Origin of the sequence: Pseudosulfitobacter koreensis (genome assembly GCF_024733015.1) — a bacterium.
In the GTDB taxonomy this organism is placed as follows: domain Bacteria; phylum Pseudomonadota; class Alphaproteobacteria; order Rhodobacterales; family Rhodobacteraceae; genus Pseudosulfitobacter; species Pseudosulfitobacter koreensis.
Genome location: NZ_JANKJG010000002.1, coordinates 428,073 through 452,230, shown reverse-complemented (window position 1 = coordinate 452,230; position 24,158 = coordinate 428,073). Strand labels below are relative to the sequence as shown.

Sequence of the window (24,158 nt, the reverse complement as noted above, 5' to 3'; positions counted from 1 at the left end):
AAACGGCGGACCCTTTGGCCCGCCGTTTCAGTCTCTCTTCAGGCTTGGCAGTCAGCCAGCGGCGCGCTGATCGGGGCGGAACCCGATGTCGCCCGAGACAGCGAAACGCCCGCCTTCGATCTTTTCGATCTTCCCGGCCCGGAGCAGTTGGCCAAAGGAACGCAGGCCGTCTTCGCGGCTAAAGTCGGCGCCGATCACCTGGCGCACTTTCGACATCACTTGTGGACGCGAGAACTGGTCGCGCTCTTCCACAAAGGCAAGGAAGGCAGCAGCGGCTTCCAGAAGATCGGGCAGGTCATGTGCGCCCATATCATCCGCAAACTCGGCAAAGCTGTGTGCGCCTGCGGTTTCAACCATGGCCGGGGCAGTCGCCACGCGGCGCGGACGTACCGGACCTTCGGAGGCGGGGCGCATCGTGTCCACACGCTGTTCGGCGACCAGTTTCAGCGGCGCGGGGCGCGTCACGTCCGGACGGCGGTCGGTGGTGCCGCGCACTTCGGGACGGCGCGGTTTGACCACATCGGCCAGATCGGTCTGGTAGGCGCGCACTTCCAGAGCGTCTTCGGCGATCTTTGCGCTGACGATCTTCTCGTCCGAGTTCTTGGCGGCCACGGCAGCACGCAGGTGGGCAAATGCGTCGCGGTTGCGTGCGCTTTCGGGTTCGCCCATTTCCGCGTCGGCCTTGGCCATCAGGCGGTCCATGTCGCCATCATCTGCCGCATCCAGCTTGGCAGGTGCGGGGCGTGCGGTTTCGATTGCGTCTTCCGCGAGGACGATGGTGTCCCGATCCTGATCCTGATCCTGATCCTGGCCCTGGTCGTCTGCCTCGGCGGCGACAGGTGCGGCAGGTTCGTCATACGCAAGTTCGGCTTCGATGTCGGCGAGTTCGCGTTGCAGGTCTTCTTCGCCTTCGTTTTCCAGCGTACTGACCGGCGTCGCTTTGTCGCCTGCCAGTTTCGCTTCGACCTCTTCCAGTTCGCGCAACAGGGCTTCTTCGTCCTCGTCCGAAAGGGTCGAGTGAAGCTGCCCGTCAGCTTGGCGGACTGGCTGATCGCTTTCGGCTGAGGCCCTGGCTGCGAGCGCGCCGGGCTGAACACCTTGGTGGTTGTCGGCGTCGCCTTCGTCCTCATCATCGGCCATCTCTTCGAGATTGCCCTGGGCGATGGCCGCTTCAAGATCGGCGCGCTTGATCTTGACGATCCGGGCGAGGCGGGGTGCGGCGGCAACTTCGCTCTGAGCCTCGTCGGCATCTTCGTCATCGACGATCATGATCTCCTCGTCATCATCGTCAAAGGCGGTGTCGTCGTCGCTGTCGGCGGTTTCGTCAAACAGGTTCACTGCTTTGGTCTCTTCGGGCTGATCGACGGTGACTTCTGCCACCTCGGGCCCATCCTCCGGGTCTTCCTGAGCCAGGGGCAGGTCCTGCGCCACGCTGTCGTCCAGACGGGCCAGCATTGCTTCCAGGTCTTCGTCCTCGTCCTCGGCGTAAATCGACGCGTCGTCGTCTTCGGCAAGCGCTGCGATCACGTCGGAGGCTGCGTCGGCGATCACGTCGGCGGCGGCGTCTTCTGCGGCGTCTTCCTGATCGTCCATCACGGCGTGCACCAGCGCGTCGTCCTGAGCGGCGGATTTCACCACGTCGGCTTCGTCGTCATAGTCTTCGTCGCCGTCGTCTTCCTTGGCCTGCGACACCACGGCGCGAATGCGCTCAAGCTTGGCGGCGATGCTGTCGGCATGGGGCACGATGCGCGGACGCGCAGGGGGTGCGACGTCTTCGGCTTCGGCCACTTCTTCCTGCTGATCTTGGGGCTCGCCCTCGACGATGTCGCCGGCGGCGGTATCGGCAAAGAAGGCTTCGGCTTCCGAGACGTCCTCTTGCAGGTCTTCGGCGGCTTCGGGCTCGATTGTCGGCTCAACCTCTGACGCGGCTTCGGCGGCAACGTCTTCGGCTTCGGCAGCGGCTTTGACCTGCGCAGGTTCGGCGGGCGTCTCGATCTGTTCTTCGGCCTCGGCGACAGGCCCCGTAACGACAGGCTCCGCAACCGCGCCACTGTCCTGCAGCTGGACGGCGTCGGTCTCCGGGATCATCTCGGGTGTGGGGGCCGCTTCGGTAACTGGTGCCTGTACGGGTTCCTGCACTGTTTCCTGGGCGGCGGGTGCTTTTGCCTGAGCGGCGGGTGCCTGCTCTGCGACGGGTGCCTGGCGCTTTGGCGTCTGCGCGGCCTCGGGGGCCGTGGCGCTGAGAAAAATGCGTCCGTCGTTCATCCGCGCTTCGACACGGCGTTCGATCTCGCGTTCGGCGATCCGCGCCAGCATCTCTGCGTCGGGTTGCGGAGGCTCTGCACCAAAGTAACGGTCGTCACTGGCCAAATCGCGAAAATACTCTGCAATCGCTTTCATGGTATCAAACGAATCGTCAAAGCCTTCCAACGTGCACGAGAAGGTGCCGTAGGAGACCGTTAAAATTTTATTGTTACTCATCATGGTGTTCGTCCTCTGCGGTGCTGCAGTCATATATACAGTTGACTGGCGCGGCCAAAGCGGCCCGAATCTGTGCTGATGACGGTATCATTTCAAGGCGACTTTGTGATCTGTTTCCAAAATTGGAGTAAACTTTGACGTGATTGCCTCAATTGTTGACAGTTTGGAACCAGTGACACTTTTGGGCGGCGGATCGGGCACCGCAGAGGACGTTCATCTGGCCCGGACACTTGCTCCTTTGTGCGTTGCTGCCGACGGCGGCGCTCTGCTGGCGCTGCAGGCGGGGGTGATGCCCGACGCGGTGATCGGCGATTTCGACAGCCTGCCGCAGGACGCCCGTGCGCAGATCCCGCCCGAGCGTCTTTACCACATCGCCGAGCAATCCAGCACGGATTTCGACAAGGCGCTGCGCAGTATCGCGGCCCCGCTGGTCATTGCCGTCGGGTTCACCGGCGCGCGGGTCGACCATCAGCTTGCGGCGTTTCACGTTCTGATGGCCCATGCTTCGCGGCCCTGTATCGTGCTGGGCAAACACGAGGTGATCTTTCACTGCCCGCCGGACCTGTCGTTGCCGGTGGCAGCGGGCGATGTCGTCTCGCTGTTTCCGATGCGGCAGGTCACCGGGCGATCGACCGGATTGCAATGGCCCATTGATGGCCTGGCGTTCGATCCGATGCGTCTGATCGGCACCTCGAACCGGGCGACAGGGCCGGTAAAGCTGTGGATGGACGGGCCGGGAATGCTGTGCATCGCGCCACGGCGCATTCTGCCTGCGTTGGTCGGTGCGCTAATCTAGGCTGCGGGTGGCACGCGCATCTGGGCGCGCGCCACGCTGCGTTCGCGAAAGACCACGTAAAGCCCTGCGCCCACGGTGATCAGGATACCAACCGCCGCCAATCCGTTGGGCCAGTCGCCGAACACGGCATAGCCGATGGCGGTGGCAAAGGGGATTTCCAGATATTGCATCGGGGCCAGCGTCGCTGCGGGCGCAAAGCGCAGCGACCATGTCATCATGAGGTGGCCAAGCGTGCCGAACAGGCCGATGCCCACCAGCAACAGTGTCTCGGTGCCCGTCGGCAAGCGCATCGCCAGCGCGGCCACATCGTCGGGCACCAGCAACAGCAGCGGTGACATGATGGCGACGGCCATCGCGCCCGAGACGGCCTGCAATCCGACGGGGTCGGTTTGCTTGGCGATCTGGCGCGTGACCAGCATGAACAGCGCAAAGGTCACCGCCACAAAAATCGGCCACAGCGCGGGCCAGCCCACATCGGCAAAGCTGGGCTGCACCACCAGCAGCGTGCCCGCAAAGCCCACGACGCAGCCGATCAGACGGCGGCTGCCGACCTCTTCGCCCAGCACGAACTTGCCTAGAAGCAGCATTAAAAATGGCATAACAAAGGCAATCGCCACCGCATCGGCCAGCGGCAGATACCGCAAAGCCGTGAACATGCCGCCGATGCCCGCGATGTGAAGAAGGGTGCGGATGAACGTCAGGCGCAGCACCCGGCCGCGCATTTTCCAGTGGCGACCCGTCAGCCAGACCAGCGGGATCAGCACCAGCACCTGCACCATAAACCGGCACCACAGCAACTGGCCCAGTGACAGCGACTGGCCGATAACCTTGGCCAGCGCGTCGCCCATCGGCGCCACGATACAGAATCCGAGCATCAGCATGATACCCAAAAGGGGGCGGTCTTGATCCATGCCCGGCACGCTAGGTGCGGTGCCGGGACTTGGCAATTGCCTTTGTGATCAAAGGCTCAGCAGTTGGGCACATTCACCGCAAGGCCACCCAGCGAGGTTTCCTTGTACTTCTCGGACATGTCCGCCCCGGTCTGGCGCATGGTCTCAATGCAGGCATCGAGCGGCACCAGATGCGTGCCGTCTCCGCGCAGGGCCAGCGACGCGGCACTGACTGCCTTGATCGCGCCGAGGCCGTTGCGCTCGATGCAGGGCACCTGCACCAGCCCCCGGACCGGGTCGCAGGTCATTCCAAGGTGGTGTTCCAATGCGATTTCGGCGGCGTTTTCGACCTGTTCGGGCGAACCACCCATCACGGCGCAAAGGGCTGCGGCGGACATCGCAGCGGCGCTGCCCACTTCGGCCTGACAGCCCGCTTCGGCCCCCGAGATCGAGGCATTGTATTTTACCAGCCCGCCGATGGCGGCTGCGGTCAGCAGAAAATCCTCGACGTGTTTCTCGGACGCGCCGGGCACATGGTCGAGATAGTAGCGCAAGGTCGCAGGCAGCACGCCTGCCGCACCATTGGTGGGGGCGGTCACCACCTGACCCCCGGCGGCGTTTTCCTCGTTCACCGCCATCGCATAGACGCTCATCCAGTCGTTGATGGTGTGCGGTGCCTGCTGGTTCATGCCGCGTTCGGCCTGCAGTGCGTCGTGGATCGCCTTGGCGCGGCGTTTCACATTCAGCCCGCCGGGCAGGATGCCGTCGTTTTCCAGCCCCCGGTCGATGCAATCGTTCATCACCTGCCAAAGCCGAGCGGTGCCGCGTTTCAGGTTGTCGGCCCCGCCGCGCGATTCTTCATTGGCGCGCTTCATGCCCGCGATGGTCTTGCCCGAGGCGCGGGCCATTTCCAGCATCTCGTTGGCGGATTTGAACGGGAACGGGACGGGCGCGCCTTCGTCGGTGTCCTTGCCTGCGGCCAGCTCTTCCTCGGTCATCACGAAACCGCCACCGATGGAATAATAGACCTGGCGCAGGGTCACGTCGCCTTGTGCGTCGGTCGCCATCAGGATCATGCCGTTGGCGTGGCCCTTGAGCTGGGTGTCGTAGTCAAACACCAGATCGCGCTTGGGATCGAACTTCAGCGGCGGCAGGCCGTCGGGCTTCAGCTGGTGCGTCGCTTCCAGATCGGCCAGCACCGCCTCGGCGCGGTCGTTGTCATAGGTGTCGGGCACAAACCCCGCCAGGCCCAGAATGGTGGCGCGGTCGGTGGCATGGCCGACGCCGGTAAAGGCCAGCGATCCATGCAGCGACGCGCGCACGCCCGCGAACTGGAACGGCGAGCCGCGCATAAGGTCCAGAAACCGCGCGGCGGCGACCATCGGGCCCATGGTGTGCGAGGACGAGGGGCCGATGCCCACTTTGAACATCTCGAAGACAGATAGAAACATTTACGTGGCACTTCCTTGGGGCGGAGTGGGCGCGCGGGGCGCGGTGAAGGGCGTGTCGCCCAGACCTTCGGCGCATTGCAGCGTGGCGCAGGCGGGCAGGGTCTCGATCCGAAGGCACATCTGGTGCAGAGTCCGATAGGCGGACAGGTCGAACCATCTGCGGTCGGTGTCGGCAGGATAGACGGCACACCAGCGCAGGCAACCCGCGATGTAGAAATCCAAACCCGTGGGGGCAGGGAAATGCCAATCGGCGGCGGCTGCGTCCAGCGTGCGCAGGTTGGTGGTGATCTGCCCTTGAAGAAGGCGGCGCAGGCGGGCCTGATCGCGGCGGTCTTCGCCTGTGTATTTTTCCGGGTAGAACATCATGCGCAGGGCCGGGTGCAGCGTGTTGGCGGTAAAGAACAGCCATTTCAGCCAATTGCCCCGATGGGGATGGTCGGGCGCAGGCCCAAGCCCACCGTGGGTATCGGCCAGCCACAACAGGATCGCACCCGTCTCGAACAGCGCGCCCTGCGGTGTCTCCAGCGTCGGGATCAGCCCGTTTGGGTTCAACGCGCGGTAGCCGTCAGAGGTTTGCGCACGGGCCGCACGGTCCACCAGCCGCGTCTCGAACGGCAGTCCGGCGTGGTCCAGCGCCAACCGCACGATCAGCGAGGCGTTGTCAGGGGCATAGTGCAGCACATAGGTCATGCGCGCAGGCATATCCTGCACCTGGGGCAAACGGATCGCTGTTTGCGACGTATCTGCTGCAAAAGCTGACGCAGAGTTTGTCGGCAAGCTTGCTGAATTTCTGCAGCGCGGGCCCCTGCACGCGCGCAATTGCCCCTCGCACCCAAGGCGCATCTTTCCTATAAGCGTCCGAAGACACCAATGGAGCTGCCCCATGTCCGGAGAACTATCGCCCATCGACAAGGCAAAATTCGTCGCGGCCAAGCGGGCCGCCGACTATGTCGAGGATGGTATGCGCGTGGGTCTGGGCACGGGCAGCACCGCGGCCTGGCTGGTGCGCTGCATCGGGGAAATGGTGCGCAACGACGGGCTGCGGATCAAGGGCGTGCCGACCTCGACGCGCACTGCGGAACTGGCGCGCGACGTGGGCATCGACGTGATGTCGTTGGACGAGGCAAAGTGGCTGGACCTGACCATCGACGGGGCCGACGAATTCGACGGTGACCTGAACCTGATCAAGGGCGGTGGTGGCGCACTGCTGCAGGAAAAGATCGTGGCGACGGCCAGCGACCAGATGATCGTGATCGCCGACGTCGGCAAGGAGGTCGAGACGCTGGGCGCGTTTCCCCTGCCGATCGAGGTGATCCCCTTTGGCTGGCAGACAACGCAGGCGCTGGTCGAGGAGACGCTGATTTCGATGGACGTGCTGGGCCGGTCGTCGTCGCTGCGCATGAACGGCTCGCGGCCCTTCATCACCGACGAAGGCAACCACATTCTCGACCTGCATCTGCACCGGATCGGCAACGCGCGGCAGCTGTCGCTGGTGCTGAACCAGATGCCAGGCGTCGTCGAGAACGGGCTGTTCATCGACATCTGTGACGCAGTTGTGATCGGCTATGGTGATGGACGGGTCGAGGTGCGTGACATAAATGAAGGCACAATCGAGCAGGACCGACTGGACTTTGTCGAGACGGACAACCTGTTTACCGATCTGGCAGACTGAGAAAAGGACCACAGGCGCATGGCTTCCAAATATGACTTCGACCTGTTTGTAATCGGCGGCGGCTCGGGCGGCGTGCGTGCGGCCCGCGTGGCGGCAGGCGACGGGGTCAGGGTCGGGCTGGCCGAGGCAAGCCGCTATGGCGGCACCTGCGTGATCCGGGGCTGCGTGCCCAAGAAGCTGATGGTTTACGCCAGCGAATACCGCGACCTGACCCAGGATGCACGCGTCTATGGCTGGGACATCCGCGACGGCCCGTTCGACTGGCCGGTCTTCCGACAGAACCTGCATACCGAATTGGACCGGCTCGAAGGCGTCTATCGCAACCTTCTGGGCAACTCGGGCGTCGAGACCTTTGATTGCCGCGCCAAGCTGAAGGACAAGCATACGATCCTGCTGGAAGATGGCACCGAGAAGACCGCCAAGACCATTCTGGTCGCCACCGGCGGCTATCCGGTGCGCCCCGATCTGCCCAACGCCGAGCTGGGGATCGTGAGCGACGATATTTTTCATCTGGAATCCTTGCCCAAGTCGATCTTGATCATCGGCGGCGGCTATATCGCCTGCGAATTTGCCTGTATCCTGCACGGGCTGGGGGTCGAGGTGACACAATACTATCGCGGGGCGCAGATCCTGCGCGGCTTTGACGACGAAGCCCGCGGGCTTGTGGCCGAAGCCATGCGCGACCGTGGCATCGACCTGCACGTGGGCACCAACATCGTCGAGATGTGTCTCGCCAGCGAAGAGCAGACGCCGCATGTAGGTTCCGACGCGGCGATGGGGGCGGCTGACGACACCGGCTCGCAGATGCCCAAGGAAGCCGTGATCGCCGCTGCGGGGCCGCAGGGCGGGCCGATCCGGGTCAAATCGACCACCGGCGGCGAAAAGATTTTCGACATGGTGTTCTTTGCCACTGGCCGCGCGCCGTCCACCAACGACATGGGGCTGGAAGAGGCCGGGGTGAAGCTGGGCCGGGGCGGGCAGATCGTGGTGGACGACCATTCGCGCACCGATGTCGACAACATCTTTGCCATCGGCGACGTCACCGACCGCGTCAACCTGACGCCGGTTGCGATCCGCGAAGGCATGGCCTTTGTCGAGACGGCGTTCCGCGACAACCCCACGCCGGTCGATCACGACCTGATCCCGTCTGCGATCTTTACCCAGCCCGAAATGGGCACCATCGGGTTGAGTGAAGAGGCCGCAGGCGAGCGCGAAGAGATCGAAATATACACCTCAAGCTTTCGTCCGATGCAGACCGCTTTCGCCGGGCGCGAGGACCGCGCGCTGATGAAGCTGATCGTTTCCAAGAAAACCCGAGTGGTTCTGGGCTGTCATATTGTCGCGCCTGGCGCCGGCGAGATGATCCAGATGGCGGGCATCGCGATCAAGATGGGTGCAACAAAGGAAGACTTTGACCGTGTTTGCGCCGTTCATCCGACGATGTCCGAGGAACTTGTGACGATGCGAAGCCCGACACGCACTGCTTGATTTGTTCAAGTGTGATACACAATTAATGACATGACACGCCGCCCCGACGGGCGGCGAACAGGAGGACAGAAAACATATGGCTGGCAATACAGGCGGCCCCTGGGGCGGCGGAGGCTCTGGCGGAGACGACGGGCGCGGGGGCAATCGCGGCTCTAACGGTTCAGGCAATGGCGGCAAGCCGGGTGGCGGACGCCGCCCCGGTGAAGGCAGTCAGATGCCCGAGATCGACGAACTGGTCAGAAAGGGGCAGGAACAACTGCGCGTTCTGATGGGCGGTCGTGGCGGCAACAACGGCACCGGCGGTCCCGGCTCAGGTGGGGACGGCGGCGGTCCGCGTCTGACACGCGGCACGGTCGGCCTTGGGGCGCTTGTCCTGGTGGCGGCCTGGGCCTTTGCCAGCTTTTACACCGTGAAACCCGACGAGCAATCGGTTGAGCTGTTCCTGGGCGAATATTCGTCGACGGGCAGCCCCGGTCTGAACTTTGCGCCCTGGCCGCTGGTCACCGCCGAGGTCCTGTCGGTCACCCGCGAACAGACCGAAACCATCGGCACCACGTCGCGCGGCGACAGCGGGCTGATGCTGACCACGGACGCGAACATCATCGACATTGATTTCCAGGTCGTCTGGAACATCACCGATGCCGCGAAGTACCTGTTCAATCTGGCCGCACCCGAAGAGACCATTCGCGCCGTGTCCGAAGCGGCGATGCGCGAAGTCATCGCACGGTCGCAATTGGCACCGATCTTGAACCGTGACCGCCAATTGGTCGCCGACGAGGCGCAGCAACTGATCCAGCAGACGCTGGACCAATACGACAGCGGTGTGAACATCGTGCGTCTCAACCTCGACAAGGCCGATCCGCCCGCCGAGGTGATCGACAGCTTCCGCGAAGTGCAGGCCGCCGAGCAGCAGCGCGACCGTCTGGAACGTCAGGCCGATGCCTATGCCAACCGCGTTCTCGCGGGGGCACGCGGTGAAGCCGCGCAGACGCTGGAAGAGGCTGAAGGCTACCGTGCCCAACAGGTCAACGAAGCCCAGGGTGAGGCTGCACGCTTTACCTCGATCCTCGAGGAATATTCCAAGGCACCGCAGGTCACGCGCAAGCGGCTTTACCTGGAATCAATGGAACGCATCCTTGGGGATGTGGACAAGATCATTCTTGAGGAATCACTGGGTGGCAATGGCGGCGGGCAGGGGGTTGTTCCCTATCTTCCGCTCAATGAATTGCGCCGTGGAGGAACGAACTGATGCGGAATACGACATTTATCATTCCCGCCGTGGTCGTGCTGGTGGCTGTTCTGCTCAGCTCGATCTACATCGTGGACGAGCGTGAAAAGGCGCTGGTCCTGCAATTTGGCCAGATCAAATCGGTCAAGGAAGAGCCGGGCCTTGCGTTCAAGATCCCGCTGATCCAGCAGGTCGTGCGCTATGATGACCGTATTCAGGCTCTGGATACCGTTCCGACCGAGGTGACGCCGTCGGATGACCGTCGTCTGGTGGTCGACGCCTTTGCCCGCTACCGCATCGCGGACGTGGTGCAGTTCCGTCAGGCCGTCGGTGCCAATGGCATGCGCGCCGCCGAAGAACGGCTGCAAGGCATCCTGAACCCGGTGATCCGGGCGGTGCTGGGCTCTGAAGGGGTGACATCGAATACCATCCTTTCGGCGGACCGTGCCGAGTATATCGAGCGCATCACCGAACAGGCCCGTCTGCGGGCGCTGCCGCTGGGTCTCGATGTGCTGGACGTGCGTCTGAAACAGACGAACCTACCGGAACAGAACCTTGATGCGACCTTTGCCCGGATGCGGGCCGAACGGGAACGCGAAGCCGCTGACGAAGTCGCGCGCGGCGAGGAAGCGGCCCAGCGGGTCCGTGCCCAGGCCGACCGGACGGTGGTCGAACTGACCTCGGTCGCGACACGCGAGGCCGACATCATCCGCGGTGAAGCCGACGCCGAGCGCAACAGCATTTTTGCTGCGGCATTCGGTGCTGATCCTGAGTTCTTCGAGTTCTACCGCTCGCTGACCGCCTACGAACGGGCCTTGCAGGGCAGCAACTCGACGATGGTGATGTCGCCGTCCAGCGAGTTCTTCAACTACCTGCGCTCGGATCAGGGCGCACGGTCAGACGAAGGCGAATAACATGGCCTGGGTCCTGATGGCCCTGGGACTGGTGTTGATGGTGGAGGGGCTGGCCTATGTGCTGGCCCCTTCGCTGATTGAGCGGGTGCTGGAACTGCTGCGCAGCCTGCCCGAGGCCGCACGAAGGCAGATCGGCTTTCTCGCTTTGGTGAGCGGTCTTTTGCTGGTGTCGGTCGCCTATCAACTGGGCCTGAGCTAAGCGCCGCGTTGATCGAGGCGCTGACGCGCCACTTGATTTTATTCAAATTTTTCCAAAATTTAAGCTGATGCCTCCGGCGGGGATATTTATAGCCAAAAGAAGTTTCCAGCCCGCCGGGCTTGCGTTGGCGGCGATCGGTTCACAGATTGGTAACAAGGTCTTGAGAGGCTGCGACTGAATTGATCTTTCATGTTGCAAGCCTGCAACCCTAGATGCACGGTATGGCGCAGACGCGCAGCAATGTGTGAAAAGCGGACGACAGCGTCCGCATGGACAGCAGGAGAACGTTGTATGCAGACGAGAGCGGTCGCAGTGTCGAGAACACGCACCCCATCCCTTCAACTTCGTGCCATCTGGCTGACGGCCCTGGCGATGGTGCTGGTGATTGCGCAAGCGATTGCCGCACAGGCCAAGCCCGAAAGCCTGGCACCCCTGGCCGAGAAGATCAGCCCGTCGGTGGTAAACATCACCACATCGACGGTCGTGGCGGGCAACACCGGACCCCAAGGCATCGTGCCCGAGGGCAGCCCGTTCGAGGATTTCTTTCGCGAATTTCAGGACCGCAACAACAACGGGGATCGCCCCCGCCGGTCGTCCGCGCTGGGCTCGGGCTTTGTGATTTCGGAAGACGGCTATGTGGTCACCAACAACCACGTGATCGATGGGGCGGACGAGATCAAGATCGAGTTCTTCAATGGCACCGAACTGGATGCCACGGTCGTGGGCACCGATCCCAACACCGACATCGCGCTGTTGAAGGTCGATGCCGATGGCGCGCTGCCTTTCGTGCCCTTCGGTGACAGTGACGCCGCACGCGTGGGCGACTGGGTGATTGCGATGGGCAACCCGCTGGGGCAGGGGTTTTCTGTCTCTGCCGGGATCGTGTCGGCCCGCAACCGCGCGCTCAGCGGCACCTATGACGATTACATCCAGACTGACGCCGCGATCAACCGGGGCAACTCGGGCGGGCCGCTGTTCAACATGGACGGCGAGGTTATTGGTGTGAACACCGCGATCCTGTCGCCCACCGGTGGCTCCATCGGTATAGGCTTTTCGATGGCATCCAACGTTGTGACACGTGTGGTCAAGCAGTTGCAGGAGTTCGGCGAGACCCGCCGCGGCTGGCTGGGCGTGCGCATCCAGGACGTGACCCCCGACATCGCCGAGGCAATGGGTCTGGAGAAAACCGCAGGCGCGCTGGTGACATCGGTGCCCGAGGGCCCGGCCATGGAAGCAGGCATGAAGGACGGTGACGTTATCCTGAGCTTTGCCGGCGTGGAAGTGGCCGACACCCGTAGCTTGGTCCGCCAGGTGGGCAACAGCCCCGTGGGCGAAGCGGTGCGGGTCGTGGTGTTCCGTGATGGCAAGACCGTGACGTTGAAAGTGACGCTTGGCCGCCGTGAAGAGGCCGAAGGGGCCGTGCCCGCCGTCGCACCCGGTGCTGAACCTGAGGAAGCGCCAGAGACAACGAAGGAGGTTCTGGGCCTGACGCTGACGCCGCTGACCGATGAGGTGCGCGAGCAGTTGGGTGTGGATGCAGGTCTGGTGGGCCTTGCCGTGGCCGATGTCGACGAAGCATCCGAGGCCTATGAGAAAGGTCTGCGTGCGGGCGACGTGATCACCGAAGCGGGACAGCAGAAGATCGCGTCAATCGCCGAGTTCGAAACACGGGTGGACGAGGTCAAGGAAGCAGGGCGCAAGTCGCTGCTGTTGCTGGTGCGCCGTGCCGGTGATCCGCGCTTTGTCGCGCTGGGCATCGCCGAATAAGGCAGAATGCCAATTTGAAATGTCAGAAGGCCGGGCTGCTCTGCCCGGCCTTTTGCTATTCCGGCTGCCGCTCGACTGCGATCAGCCCCAGGGTGCGGGCGGTTTCGACGGTCAGGATATCGCTGTCGAACCCCTCTGTCGCCTGTAGCCTGCGCACGGCGGCACGGGTGCGCATCGACATCTCGCCGGTGACGGGGCCACGGTAGATGCCCCGCGCCGCCAGCGCGCGTTGCAGCGACGAGACGAACTCGGGCGTAAACTCCACGCCGCAGGGCACCTGAAACCACGTGTCCTCACGCTCTTTCACGATCTCCTGCACGCTTTCGCGCTGATAGACCGCTGGCTGCTGAATCCGCCCATCGCTGCTGGTCTGCGCGGGTTTCAGCAGCACCTCGCGCTCGACTGTCTCGATGATGGCGGGCGATGTCCTCTTGCCCCAGCAAGTGTCGGGGGCGGCGCCCTCGGGGCGCTCCGTAGTCAGCCGGATCATGCCCGGCCCCGTCAGCCCGTCGTCTGCGGTGATCGGATCGCAGGCGCTCAGCAAGATAATGCCAAGTGCGGCGGTGCGAAAATGGATCATGATGCCTGTCCTCGTGCCGGTTGCGATACGGCTTTGCGCGGCAGGCTACCCGCATCGCCGCACGCTGACCAGCCCTGCCAGACGCTTCGGCACTGCTCGCAGAAAGGCAAAAATGCACCAGACGCTTCGGCCCCGTGCCGCAGCAGGCAACACTGGCCGAAAAGGGGCTGGCGCAGCACCGGACGGCTGGATAGACATGCAGGGATTTCGCACCAAGGGGGCACGTATGGCCAAGATCACTTACATCGAACATGGCGGCAAGGAACACGTCGTCGACGTCTCGAACGGCATGACCGTCATGGAAGGCGCACGCGACAACAACATCCCCGGCATCGAAGCCGACTGCGGCGGTGCCTGTGCCTGCTCGACCTGTCACGTCTACGTCGATCCGGCCTTTGTGGAAAAGCTGCCCGCCAAAGACGACATGGAAGAGGACATGCTGGATTTCGCGTTCGAGCCCGATCCCGCCCGCTCGCGCCTGACCTGCCAGCTGAAGGTCACCGACGCTTTGGACGGTCTGGTCGTCCACATGCCCGAAAAACAGATCTGATGCGGCTGGCGGCGCTCTTCTGGGCGCTGCTGGCCTGCGCCTCGGCTGCGGAACCGCTGGCCGAGGTGCGCCTGGGCGCATTCGCCGCCCGGTTCGAGACTCCGACAGACCGCTATGGTCACGCCATCATGGGCGATCTGCCAGAATGGGGCCGCCTGTGTCTCTCGGGCGCACAGGCGCAGGCCTGCGTGACCTTGCCGCAAAGCGCCGTGTTCGAAGACATCGCCCCGCGTCTGGCCGATCTTGATAACGACGGCACGCCCGAGGTCATCGTCGTGGAAAGCACGGTGACCGAAGGGGCGGCGCTGGTCGTCTACCGCCTCAGGGGCACCACACTCACCCGTACCGCGACGCCGCCCATCGGGCAGCGCAACCGCTGGCTTGCGCCTGCGGCCATCGCCGATCTGGACGGCGACGGCTTGATCGAGATCGCCTATGTCGACCGTCCGCATCTGGCCAAGGTGCTGCGCATCTGGCGCTATGACGGCGGCACCCTGCACCACGTCACAGACCAGCCGGGCCTGACCAATCACCGTATCGGCGAAGAGACCATTGCTGGCGGCCTGCGCACGTGCGACGGCGCGCCCGAGATCATCACCGCCGATGCCGACTGGTCGCAGGTCATCGCCACAGGTCTCATCGACGGCAGCGCGCAGTCTCGCAGTCTTGGCCGCTATAGCCCCGCCGCTCTAGACCGCGCTCTGACCTGCCGCTAACCCTTCATCTTGCTGGAAAAACTCCGGGGACGCGTCGCAGACGCGGGGGCAGAGCCCCTGCGCCCGCTCAGTCCAGCGCCCGCCAGCCGATATCGCGCCGACAAAAGCCGCCGTCCCAATCGACCGCATCGACCATCGCATAGGCGCGGTCGCGCGCCTCGGCCAGTGATGCGCCGCGCGCGGTCACGTTCAGCACGCGGCCCCCTACGGCCACCACGTCGCCGCCCTCGCGTCTGGTCCCTGCATGGAACACCATGTTGCTGCTGTCTTCGGGCAATGCGTCCAGCCCGCCGATGACGGTGCCTTTCTCGTAGGCATCAGGATAGCCCTTGGCCGCCATTACCACCGTGATCGCGTGATCGTCGGCCCAGTTCACCCGCGCATCCGCCAGACGCCCCTGGGCTGCGGCGTGCATCAGGTCCATCGCCTGCGCGCCCAGCCGCATCATCAGCACCTGGCATTCCGGATCGCCGAAACGCACGTTGTATTCCACCAGACGCGGCACGCCGTCCTTGATCATCAGCCCCGCGTAGAGCACCCCCTGATAGGGCATTCCGCGTTTGGCCATCTCGTCCATGCATGGCTTGATGATCTGGTCCAGAGCCGTTTGCGCAATCTGAGCCGTCAGCACCGGCGCGGGGGAGTACGCGCCCATGCCGCCGGTGTTGGGGCCGGTGTCGCCTTCGCCGACGCGCTTATGGTCCTGCGCCGTGCCCATCGGCAGCACATCGGTGCCGTCGCACAGCACGAAAAACGAGGCCTCCTCGCCTTCCATGAACTCCTCGATCACAACTTCGGCGCCCGCTCCGCCGAAGGCACCGCCGAACATGTCGTTGATGGCGGCTTCGGCCTCGGCCACGGTTTCGGCGATGATCACGCCCTTGCCAGCGGCCAGACCGTCGGCCTTGATCACGATCGGCGCGCCTTGCTTTTGCACATAGGCGCGGGCCGACGCGGCATCGGTGAAATGGCCATAGGCGGCGGTGTTGGCCCCGCAGGCATCGCAAATCTCTTTGGTAAACGCCTTCGACGCTTCCAGTTGCGCGGCGGCGGCGCTGGGCCCGAAGACCAGAACGCCCGCATCGCGCAAACGGTCGGCGACACCTTTGGCCAGCGGTGCCTCGGGGCCGACGATGACAAAGTCGATCGCTTCCGCCTCGACCAGAGCGATCACCTCTCCGCCGTCTTCGATGTCGAGCGACGCGCATTCCGCCATGGCTTCGATGCCCGCATTGCCGGGGGCGACGATCAGCCTGTCACATTTGGGGTTTTGCACCACCGCCCATGCCAGCGCATGTTCACGGCCACCAGCGCCGAGGATCAGAATATTCATGCCGCACACTCCTTGGCCTTTGTTGCCCCGCGTTCTAGTCTGCGCGCACCCGCCACACAAGCACGCAAGGCACCGCCCATGGACCTGATCGACGACCCCGCCGAGGCCGGCAATTCCCCCGAGTTCAGCGTCACCGAGCTTTCGGGGGCAATCAAGCGGGTGATCGAGGGCGAGTTCGGCCATGTCCGCATCCGCGGCGAGGTGGGCCGGGTGTCGCGCCCGCGCTCGGGGCACGTGTATCTTGACCTCAAGGACGACCGCAGCGTGATTTCCGGGGTGATGTGGAAAGGCACCGCCAGCCGTCTGCACACCCAGCCCGAAGAGGGGATGGAGGTGATTGCCACGGGTCGGATCACCACCTTTGGCGGGCAGTCGAAATACCAGATCGTCATTGAGGACATCAAACCCGCGGGCATGGGCGCGCTGATGGCGTTGCTGGAAAAGCGCAAGGGCATGTTGCAGGCCGAGGGGCTGTTCGACGAGACGCGCAAGCGGCCCTTACCCTATCTGCCGGACATCATCGGCGTGGTCACCTCGCCCTCGGGGGCAGTGATCCGTGACATCCTGCACCGCTTGCGCGACCGGTTCCCGCGCAAGGTGCTGATCTGGCCGGTGGCGGTGCAGGGCGAGCGCTGTGCGGCCGACGTGGCCCGCGCCATCGCCGGGTTCAACGCGATGACGCCGGGTGGTGCACTGCCGCGGCCCGATCTGCTGATCGTGGCGCGTGGCGGCGGCAGTGTCGAGGACCTGTGGGGGTTCAACGAAGAGATCGTCGCGCGGGCGGCGGCGGCGTCTGATATTCCACTGATTTCCGCCGTGGGCCACGAGACCGACACCACGCTGATCGACTTCGTGTCCGACCGGCGCGCGCCCACGCCGACGGCGGCAGCGGAACTGGCGGTGCCGGTGCGCCATGAGTTAATGGCATGGCTGGGCGGGCAGGGTGCGCGTATGTCGCAGGCTCTGTCGACCACGCTGATCCGCCGCCGTCAGCGGCTGGTGGATCTGGGCCGCGCCTTGCCGCGCCCGGAAGTGCTGGTGGAAGGCCCGCGCCAGCGGCTGGACGTGCTGGGCGACCGTCTGGGGCCCGCGCTGATTGCGGGCGTCCAGCGCCGCAAGGTCAAGCTGTCAGAGGCATCGGGCAGCCTGCGCCCCGCCACCCTGCGCCGCAGCGTGATGACCGCACGGCGTGATCTGGACAAGCTATCGGCGCGCCTGGCGCCCGCACTTGCCCGCGCGGTGGCTGCGAAATCGGACCGTTTCACCACGCGCACAGGCCGTTTCGACCCTGCCGCGCTTACGGCACAGACCGTCACGGCACGGCGCGATCTGGACCGGCTGACCTCTGGCATCGTCCGGGCGGGGCAGGGCCAGACCCAGACCCTGCGCCGTAAGATCGACGCGATGGACCGCTTGCGCGAAACGCTGAGCTACAAGGCGACGCTGGCGCGAGGCTATGCGGTGGTGCGTGGCGATGGCGATGTGGTTACGACCAAGGCCGGCGCGAAAAAAGCTGCCAGCCTGGAGATCGAATTTGCCGACGGCAAGCTGACGGTCGGCGGCAAGGCGGCGGCCCCGAAGAAATCCGCCGCCAAGGCCCCCGATCAGGGATCACTCTTCTAGACCGTCGCGATCGGCGTCACGGGCGAACCCACCGCCGAAGGCAAACGCAAGGGCGGCGCGGTGATCAGGAAACGCGACCGCCCGTTCGCCCGCAACCAGTCGGCCAGCGGCGTGAGGTGCCACAATTCGCCCAGCATGATCCCGTTCTTGAACAGGCAATGCTCGTGCAGGGGCAGGGTGGAACAACAGCCGTCGCCCGGTGTCGCGGGATAGCCCTCGACCGCATAGTTGTCGGCGGCAATTGCCGCGATCCCGCTGTCGGTAATCCATTGCAACAGCCGCGCATCACGCCCGTCCAGCACCGCGCAGGCGTTGTGCAGACGCTCCTCGTCGGGGTCCTTGTTCATGTCCAGGATCACCTGGGCAAAGCCTGTGTGCAGCACCAGCATGTCGCCCGGCTCTATGCTGACCCCATCCTGTTCCATCACCTGCATCAGCTTGTCATAGCCCACCAGCGTGCGGTCATCGCCGAAATGCGCCCGCAGATCGACCATGACGCCGCGCCCCTGAATGCCGTGGGCGGCGGCGTTTTCGATGCCCAATGCGGTCGCCTGCGAGGTGCTGTGCGGCTTCATATCCGCGCCCACGCCCGCATCGTCCAGCGCTTCGGGCGCGATGATGTGTTCGCCCGCCCGGTAACCGTTGTAGAACACCTTCGCCGTCTCGCCGTCGCCGCGCGTGTCGAACTGCCCGCCGACATGGCACAGCGCGTCCCATTGCGTCGAATACTGCAGGTGAAGAATCGCCAGATCGTCGCAGAGCACATCCGACGCACCGGGGATCGTCGCGTTGAAGTTCACCGCCCCCTCGCGCAGCGTCGGGCGCACCACGGGCGGCTTGCGGCGCGGGTTCAGCCCGCTGCCGCCGGGATAATCCAGCGGCAGGGACAGACAGAACGTGATCCCCTCGACCGCTTCGGCCAGCCCCTGTTTGACCTTGGCTCGGTCCATCAGGTTCAGCCGCCCGATCTGGTCCTCTGGCCCGAAATCGCCCCAGTTCGACCCCGGCGGTCTTTGTGTCCATCTTTGTGTCATGTGGGTCTCCTCCCCCTGCGTCTTCGGGGGCATCATGGCGCGCCGCGATGGCTTGCGTCCATGTCTGGCTGCGGTGCCCGCGCGTTCCGTTGCGTCCCGACGCGGGGCGCAGGAGGGCACACAAGCATGGCAGTCTGTGCGAAAATCCACTAGGTCTGCGGGAACAACACCGAAAAAATGCGCGAAAGGACCGTCAGGATGCTGAAGAACGATCAACTGGATCAATGGGACCGCGAGAATTTCTTTCACCCCTCAACCCATCTGGCCCAGCACGCTCGCGGCGAAAGCCCCAATCGTGTGATCAAGACCGCAAGCGGCGTCCACATCGAAGACCGCGATGGCAACCGCCTGCTCGATGCCTTCGCCGGGCTTTACTGCGTCAACGTCGGCTATGGGCGTCAGGAAATCGCCGAAGCCATCGCCGATCAGGCGCGCGAACTGGCCTATTATCACTCTTACGTCGGCCACGGCACCGAGGCATCGATCACGCTGTCGAAGATGATCCTCGACCGTGCACCGTCGAACATGTCGAAGGTGTATTTTGGCCTCGGCGGGTCGGATGCGAATGAAACCAATGTGAAATTGATCTGGTATTACAACAACATCCTTGGCCGCCCGCAAAAGAAGAAGATCATCAGCCGCTGGCGGGGCTATCACGGATCTGGGCTGGTCACGGGCTCGTTGACCGGGCTTGAGCTGTTCCACAAGAAGTTTGATCTGCCCGTTGATCAGGTGATCCACACCGAGGCGCCCTATTATTTCCGCCGCGCGGACCAGTCCCAGACCGAGGCGCAATTCGTCGCCCACTGCGTGTCCGAGCTTGAGGCGCAGATCGAACGGGAAGGGGCCGACACCATCGCGGCCTTCATCGGCGAGCCTGTCCTGGGCACCGGTGGCATCGTGCCGCCGCCCGAAGGGTACTGGCCCGCGATCCAGGCTGTGCTGAAAAAGCACGATATCCTGTTGGTGGTGGACGAGGTCGTGACCGGCTTTGGCCGTCTGGGCACAATGTTCGGCAGCGATCACTACGGACTTGAGGCTGATATCATCACCATCGCCAAGGGGCTGACGTCGGCCTATGCGCCGCTGTCGGGCTCAATCATCGGCGACAAGGTCTGGAAGGTTCTGGAGCAGGGCACCGATGAAAATGGCCCCATCGGCCACGGTTGGACCTATTCGGCTCACCCCATCGGGGCTGCGGCGGGTGTCGCTAACCTGAAACTCATCGACGATCTGAACCTGATCGCCAACGCGGGCGAGGTCGGTGCCTATCTCAACAAGACGATGTCAGAGGCCTTGGGCAATCACCCCCATGTGGGCGATATCCGCGGCGAGGGGATGCTCTGTGCGGTCGAGTTCGTGAAGGACCGTGACAGCCGCACGTTCTTTGATGCCGCCGACAAGATCGGCGCGCAGGTGTCAGGCACTCTGCTGTCGCAGGACAAGGTGATTGCGCGGGCCATGCCGCAGGGCGACATCCTCGGCTTTGCGCCGCCGTTCTGCCTCAGCCGTGAAGACGCGGATCAGGTGGTTGCGGCCACTGAACGGGCGGTGAAAACCGTTCTGGGATAAGGTGTTGCGCCGTGGTCTTTCGGGACTGCGGCGGACGCCTACACCCCGATCTTGGGGCCAAGGCAGAGCATTTCCTCGCCCAGGTCCTGCGCCTCGTACAGTGACAGCGACCCCGGATCGTTCTGGAATTGCGCGGTCAGCCCGTCGCCGCGCCGCTCGAACGTCCAGCATTGCGGGTCGGGGCGGTCTTCGTAGACGAAACAGATGTTGCCCGCCTCTTCGTACCAATAGCCGTCCTTGCAATCGCCATCCAGAAACGACCAGCGCACGCGGCGGTTGTCGAGATAGATTTCGGCCCCATAGGGCGCGCCGCCAGAGCCAAAAAACAGCGTCTTTCCCTTGGTATAGGCGTCGAATGCCTCGGCATCCATCGGTTCGGCAGCGAGCGGTGCGGCCAGAAAGGCACTGAGAAGCAAAATACGTGTTATCATGCGCCCAGACTGCCAGAACCGCGCGCGCCGCGCCAGTCTCGAGCGATGCGGATCGGCGGATTCGCGTCACAACCGCTTGCGATGCGCGCAAGTTCACCAAAATCGGTATATTTGTGGCGAAGCCGAGGCCCATATTCCGCCCTCAAGGGTCGCTTTTGGGCTGAAGCGGTGCAAGGCGATGGGGTAATGTGCCCTAAATTCGCCTCCCTCAGGGGGCATATCTTGGCAGGAACCGACATGGCATTCGATCACGACAAGAACGGGGACAACCGGAAAGGTGTCTGGAAATCCGGCAAGGGCAAGGGCCGGGTGCGTCCCAAGGGCCGCGCGCTGGAGGATCAGCCGTGGATGGATGTGCGTGCCCTGCTGGGCGATGCCCCGCGCAGGCGCGACCTGTTGATCGAGTTTCTGCATTTGATTCAGGATGCTTACGGCCATCTGTCGGCGGCACATCTGCGCGCGCTGGCCGAGGAAATGCGCATCTCGATGGCCGAAGTCTACGAGGTCGCGACCTTCTACGCACACTTCGACGTGGTGAAGGAAGGCGAGACACCGCCACCCGCGCTGACCATCCGCGTCTGCGACAGCCTGTCGTGCGAACTGGCCGGTGCGCAGGCGTTGAAATCTGCGTTGCAAACCGGGCTGGACCCCGCCGAGGTGCGCGTGCTGCGTGCGCCTTGCATGGGCCGCTGTGACACGGCCCCGGTGCTGGAACTGGGTCACAACCATGTTGATCACGCGACGCCGGAAAAGGTGCAGGCGGCGATTGACGCAAAAGATATCCACACGGTTATCCCCCATCATGAAGATCTGGAAAATTACAGAAAATCAGGTGGCTATGACGCGTTGCTAAAGTTTCGCACGAGCGGCGATTGGGAGGCGGTTCAGCAGAGCGTTCTGGACAGTGGCCTGCGTGGGCTGGGCGGTGCCGGATTTCCGTCGGGCAAGAAGTGGGGCTTTGTGCGGGCGAACGCAGGTCCGCGTTATCTGGCCGTGAACGGCGACGAGGGCGAGCCCGGAACCTTCAAGGATCGCTACTATCTGGAACGCACACCGCATCTGTTCCTTGAGGGCATGCTGATCGCCGCTTGGGCGGTCGAGGCCGAGACCTGTTTCATCTACATGCGCGATGAATATCCCGCCGTGATCGAGATTTTGCGCCGTGAAATCAGCGCACTGGAGGACGCAGGTCTTGTGGATAAGGGCTTTGTCGATCTGCGGCGCGGCGCGGGGGCCTATATCTGCGGCGAAGAAAGCGCCATGATCGAAAGCATCGAAGGCAAGCGCGGCATTCCGCGTCATCGTCCGCCTTTCGTGGCGCAGGTCGGTATTTTCGACCGCCCTACGCTGGTGCACAATGTTGAAACCCTGCACTGGGTCGCCCGCATCTGCCGCGAGGGGCCGCAGGTTCTGTCCAGCACTGTGAAAAATGACCGCAAGGGCCTGCGCAGCTACTCGGTTTCGGGCCGTGTCGCGCAGCCAGGCGTGTATTTGCTGCCCGCAGGCTCGACCATCACTGACCTCATCGAGGTCGCAGGCGGCATGGCCGAGGGCCACGTGTTCAAAGCCTATCAACCAGGCGGTCCTTCGTCGGGTTTGCTGCCAGCGTCGATGCATGACGTGCCATTGGACTTTGACACATTGCAACCACATGGCACCTTTATCGGGTCCGCCGCTGTCGTTATTTTGTCTGATCACGACAAAGCGCGCGATGCGGCGCTGAACATGCTGCGCTTCTTTGAGGACGAAAGCTGCGGGCAATGCACACCCTGCCGTGTGGGCTGTGAAAAGGCCGTGAAGCTGATGCAGGCCGACCGCTGGGACCAGCCGCTGCTGGACGAGCTGTGCACCGCCATGGCGGACGCATCGATCTGCGGGCTGGGGCAGGCGGCACCGAACCCGATCCGGTCCACAATGAAACATTTCCCCAACGAGGTCTGACAACTGGCCCTTTTCATAGGCTGCGGCGCGTACTAGCTAAGAATTGAACAAGCTAACGAGGCATCATGGCGTTTTTCAAGAAACTCAAGGACCGTATGTTCAGATCCTCGTCAAAGATTGACGAAGGATTGGAAGCGATTGTCGAGGACGGCGGCGAAGTCAGCGCCGCAGAACCGGACGTGCCGCAACCGGCCGATCCGACCCCAGCGCCCGAGCCGTCCCCGACGCCCGAACCGGAGCCCGTGCCCGCACCTCAGCCCGACGAGGTGCCGACGCCCACGCCCGACCCCGCACCGGATCTGCCGCCCGAACCTATCCCCACCCCGGAGCCCGAGCCGACACCGGAGCCCACGCCCGTACCGACGCCCGAGCCTGACTTGCCGCCCGAGCCTGAGCCGGAAATTCCGCAAACGCCCGAGCCGTCCCCGACGCCCGAGCCTGAACCCATTCCGGCCCCGCAGCCCGATCTGCCCCCGTCACCGGGGCCTGGCCCGACGACGATGGCGGTCGACACGCTGATGGAAACCCCGGCGGCCGCGACGGCCGAACTGCCGCGCGCCGCCGATCCGGGGCAGGAGGAGGCGACCAACCAGCCTGCTGCGGGTGGCCTGCTGGGTCGGTTGTTCAAACGCGTGCCTGCCGCGCAGCCCGTGGTGCGCCGTGTGCTGGACGACGACATGCTCGAACAGCTCGAAGAGTTGCTGATCTCGACCGATATGGGCGTCGACACCGCCTTGCGTGTGACCGCAAACATGGCCGAGGGGCGGATGGGGCGCAAGCTGTCGGTGGGCGAGATCAAAAACCTGATGGCCACGGAAATCGCTCGCATCATGGAGCCCGTCGCGCGGCCGCTGCCGATATATCCGAAGACGCCGCAGGTGGTTCTGGTGGTGGGCGTCAACGGATCGGGCAAGACGACGACCATCGGCAAGCTCGCCAGCCAGTTCCGCGGCGCGGGCAAGAAGGTGGTGATCGCCGCCGGCGACACGTTCCGTGCCGCTGCCGTCGAGCAACTTCAAGTTTGGGGCGACCGCGCGGGCGTGCCGGTGATGACGGCGCCCGAAGGGTCAGACCCGGCCAGCCTTGCCTTCGATGCGATGACACGCGCGCAGGAAGAGGGTGCCGATCTGCTGATGATCGACACCGCAGGACGGTTGCAGAACCGCGCCGATCTGATGGAGGAATTGGCCAAGATCGTGCGTGTGATCCGCAAGAAGGACCCCAGCGCACCGCACAACACCTTGTTGGTGCTGGACGCAACGACGGGTCAGAACGCATTGAACCAGGTCAAGATTTTCCAGGAAGTCGCGGACGTCTCGGGGCTGGTGATGACCAAGCTTGATGGCACCGCCAAGGGCGGTGTTCTTGTGGCGCTGGCGGACAAGTTCGGCCTGCCGATCCATGCCATCGGCGTGGGCGAGCAGATCGACGATCTGGATGCTTTCGACCCAGAGGATTTTGCACGCGCCCTGACCGGGGCCGACGCCTGATC

Annotated in this window: 21 protein-coding genes; 13 read left to right on the top strand and 8 right to left on the bottom strand. The window is 63.9% G+C overall.

Translation table 11 applies throughout. The annotated features are described in order from the left end of the window. Positions 1 to 51: 51 nt before the first annotated feature. Complete coding sequence (locus NTA49_RS05270; protein WP_456300291.1) at positions 52 to 2,484, bottom strand: hypothetical protein; 2,433 nt, start codon at positions 2,482 to 2,484, stop codon at positions 52 to 54. 169 nt (positions 2,485 to 2,653) lie between these two features. On the opposite strand from NTA49_RS05270, the gene NTA49_RS05265 reads away from it, so the two are divergent. Beyond that, positions 2,654 to 3,277 (top strand): thiamine diphosphokinase, encoded by a 624-nt coding sequence (locus tag NTA49_RS05265; RefSeq protein ID WP_258293637.1) that lies wholly within the window; start codon positions 2,654 to 2,656, stop codon positions 3,275 to 3,277. On the opposite strand, the gene NTA49_RS05260 is transcribed toward NTA49_RS05265, so the two are convergent. The 3 genes from NTA49_RS05260 to NTA49_RS05250 are packed head-to-tail and all read right to left on the bottom strand — an operon-like array spanning position 3,274 to position 6,320. After that, positions 3,274 to 4,188, bottom strand: coding sequence for a DMT family transporter (locus NTA49_RS05260; RefSeq protein ID WP_258293610.1), 915 nt, complete (start codon positions 4,186 to 4,188; stop codon positions 3,274 to 3,276). The genes NTA49_RS05265 and NTA49_RS05260 overlap by 4 nt on opposite strands. Before the next feature lie 56 nt (positions 4,189 to 4,244). Then, complete coding sequence (locus tag NTA49_RS05255) at positions 4,245 to 5,618, bottom strand: L-serine ammonia-lyase (RefSeq protein ID WP_258293609.1); 1,374 nt, start codon at positions 5,616 to 5,618, stop codon at positions 4,245 to 4,247. Beyond that, positions 5,619 to 6,320, bottom strand: coding sequence for a glutathione S-transferase family protein (locus NTA49_RS05250; RefSeq protein ID WP_258293608.1), 702 nt, complete (start codon positions 6,318 to 6,320; stop codon positions 5,619 to 5,621). A gap of 181 nt (positions 6,321 to 6,501) precedes the next feature. Between NTA49_RS05250 and rpiA the strand changes: the two genes are divergently transcribed. The 6 genes from rpiA to NTA49_RS05220 all read left to right on the top strand — a co-directional run bounded on the left by rpiA (position 6,502) and on the right by NTA49_RS05220 (position 12,886). After that, a complete protein-coding gene (gene rpiA, locus NTA49_RS05245; protein ID WP_258293607.1) occupies positions 6,502 to 7,290 on the top strand; it encodes a ribose-5-phosphate isomerase RpiA in 789 nt (262 codons plus the stop codon). A gap of 18 nt (positions 7,291 to 7,308) precedes the next feature. Next, positions 7,309 to 8,778, top strand: coding sequence for an FAD-dependent oxidoreductase (locus NTA49_RS05240; protein ID WP_258293606.1), 1,470 nt, complete (start codon positions 7,309 to 7,311; stop codon positions 8,776 to 8,778). 76 nt (positions 8,779 to 8,854) lie between these two features. Beyond that, positions 8,855 to 10,027 carry an FtsH protease activity modulator HflK gene (hflK, locus tag NTA49_RS05235; RefSeq protein ID WP_258293605.1) on the top strand — a complete coding sequence of 391 codons (1,173 nt, stop codon included), beginning with the start codon at positions 8,855 to 8,857 and terminating at the stop codon, positions 10,025 to 10,027. Continuing rightward, a complete protein-coding gene (hflC, locus tag NTA49_RS05230; RefSeq protein WP_258293604.1) occupies positions 10,027 to 10,920 on the top strand; it encodes a protease modulator HflC in 894 nt (297 codons plus the stop codon). The genes hflK and hflC overlap by 1 nt, the downstream gene beginning before the upstream one ends. A gap of 1 nt (position 10,921) precedes the next feature. After that, positions 10,922 to 11,119, top strand: a complete 198-nt coding sequence (locus NTA49_RS05225) for a DUF2065 domain-containing protein (RefSeq protein WP_258293603.1) — start codon at positions 10,922 to 10,924, stop codon at positions 11,117 to 11,119. 291 nt (positions 11,120 to 11,410) lie between these two features. After that, on the top strand, positions 11,411 to 12,886 hold the full coding sequence (locus NTA49_RS05220) for a DegQ family serine endoprotease (RefSeq protein WP_258293602.1): 1,476 nt from the start codon (positions 11,411 to 11,413) through the stop codon (positions 12,884 to 12,886). Positions 12,887 to 12,941: 55 nt separating this feature from the next. Here NTA49_RS05220 and NTA49_RS05215 read toward each other — a convergent pair whose 3' ends face one another. After that, complete coding sequence (locus NTA49_RS05215) at positions 12,942 to 13,466, bottom strand: peptidoglycan-binding domain-containing protein (RefSeq protein ID WP_258293601.1); 525 nt, start codon at positions 13,464 to 13,466, stop codon at positions 12,942 to 12,944. 226 nt (positions 13,467 to 13,692) lie between these two features. On the opposite strand from NTA49_RS05215, the gene NTA49_RS05210 reads away from it, so the two are divergent. Both NTA49_RS05210 and NTA49_RS05205 read left to right on the top strand, forming a co-directional pair. Beyond that, entirely contained in the window at positions 13,693 to 14,016 is a 324-nt protein-coding gene (locus NTA49_RS05210) for a 2Fe-2S iron-sulfur cluster-binding protein (protein WP_258293600.1), read from the top strand. Continuing rightward, positions 14,016 to 14,732 carry an FG-GAP repeat domain-containing protein gene (locus NTA49_RS05205; RefSeq protein ID WP_258293599.1) on the top strand — a complete coding sequence of 239 codons (717 nt, stop codon included), beginning with the start codon at positions 14,016 to 14,018 and terminating at the stop codon, positions 14,730 to 14,732. The genes NTA49_RS05210 and NTA49_RS05205 overlap by 1 nt, the downstream gene beginning before the upstream one ends. A gap of 67 nt (positions 14,733 to 14,799) precedes the next feature. Here NTA49_RS05205 and purD read toward each other — a convergent pair whose 3' ends face one another. Next, on the bottom strand, positions 14,800 to 16,065 hold the full coding sequence (gene purD, locus NTA49_RS05200) for a phosphoribosylamine--glycine ligase (protein ID WP_258293598.1): 1,266 nt from the start codon (positions 16,063 to 16,065) through the stop codon (positions 14,800 to 14,802). Between the two features lie 78 nt (positions 16,066 to 16,143). Between purD and xseA the strand changes: the two genes are divergently transcribed. Next, positions 16,144 to 17,688 carry an exodeoxyribonuclease VII large subunit gene (xseA, locus tag NTA49_RS05195; RefSeq protein WP_258293597.1) on the top strand — a complete coding sequence of 515 codons (1,545 nt, stop codon included), beginning with the start codon at positions 16,144 to 16,146 and terminating at the stop codon, positions 17,686 to 17,688. On the opposite strand, the gene NTA49_RS05190 is transcribed toward xseA, so the two are convergent. Beyond that, entirely contained in the window at positions 17,685 to 18,722 is a 1,038-nt protein-coding gene (locus NTA49_RS05190) for a cyclase family protein (RefSeq protein ID WP_258293596.1), read from the bottom strand. The two genes, xseA and NTA49_RS05190, sit on opposite strands and share 4 nt — an antisense overlap. A gap of 198 nt (positions 18,723 to 18,920) precedes the next feature. Between NTA49_RS05190 and NTA49_RS05185 the strand changes: the two genes are divergently transcribed. After that, entirely contained in the window at positions 18,921 to 20,294 is a 1,374-nt protein-coding gene (locus NTA49_RS05185) for an aspartate aminotransferase family protein (protein WP_258293595.1), read from the top strand. 38 nt (positions 20,295 to 20,332) lie between these two features. Here NTA49_RS05185 and NTA49_RS05180 read toward each other — a convergent pair whose 3' ends face one another. Beyond that, on the bottom strand, positions 20,333 to 20,725 hold the full coding sequence (locus tag NTA49_RS05180) for a hypothetical protein (RefSeq protein WP_258293594.1): 393 nt from the start codon (positions 20,723 to 20,725) through the stop codon (positions 20,333 to 20,335). A 237-nt stretch (positions 20,726 to 20,962) separates the two neighbouring features. Here NTA49_RS05180 and NTA49_RS05175 point away from each other — a divergent pair, with 237 nt between their 5' ends. Next, complete coding sequence (locus tag NTA49_RS05175; RefSeq protein WP_258293593.1) at positions 20,963 to 22,666, top strand: NAD(P)H-dependent oxidoreductase subunit E; 1,704 nt, start codon at positions 20,963 to 20,965, stop codon at positions 22,664 to 22,666. A 65-nt stretch (positions 22,667 to 22,731) separates the two neighbouring features. Then, positions 22,732 to 24,156: a signal recognition particle-docking protein FtsY gene (gene ftsY / locus NTA49_RS05170; protein ID WP_261368133.1), complete on the top strand. Its 1,425-nt coding sequence runs from the start codon at positions 22,732 to 22,734 to the stop codon at positions 24,154 to 24,156. The last annotated feature ends 2 nt before the right edge of the window (positions 24,157 to 24,158 follow it).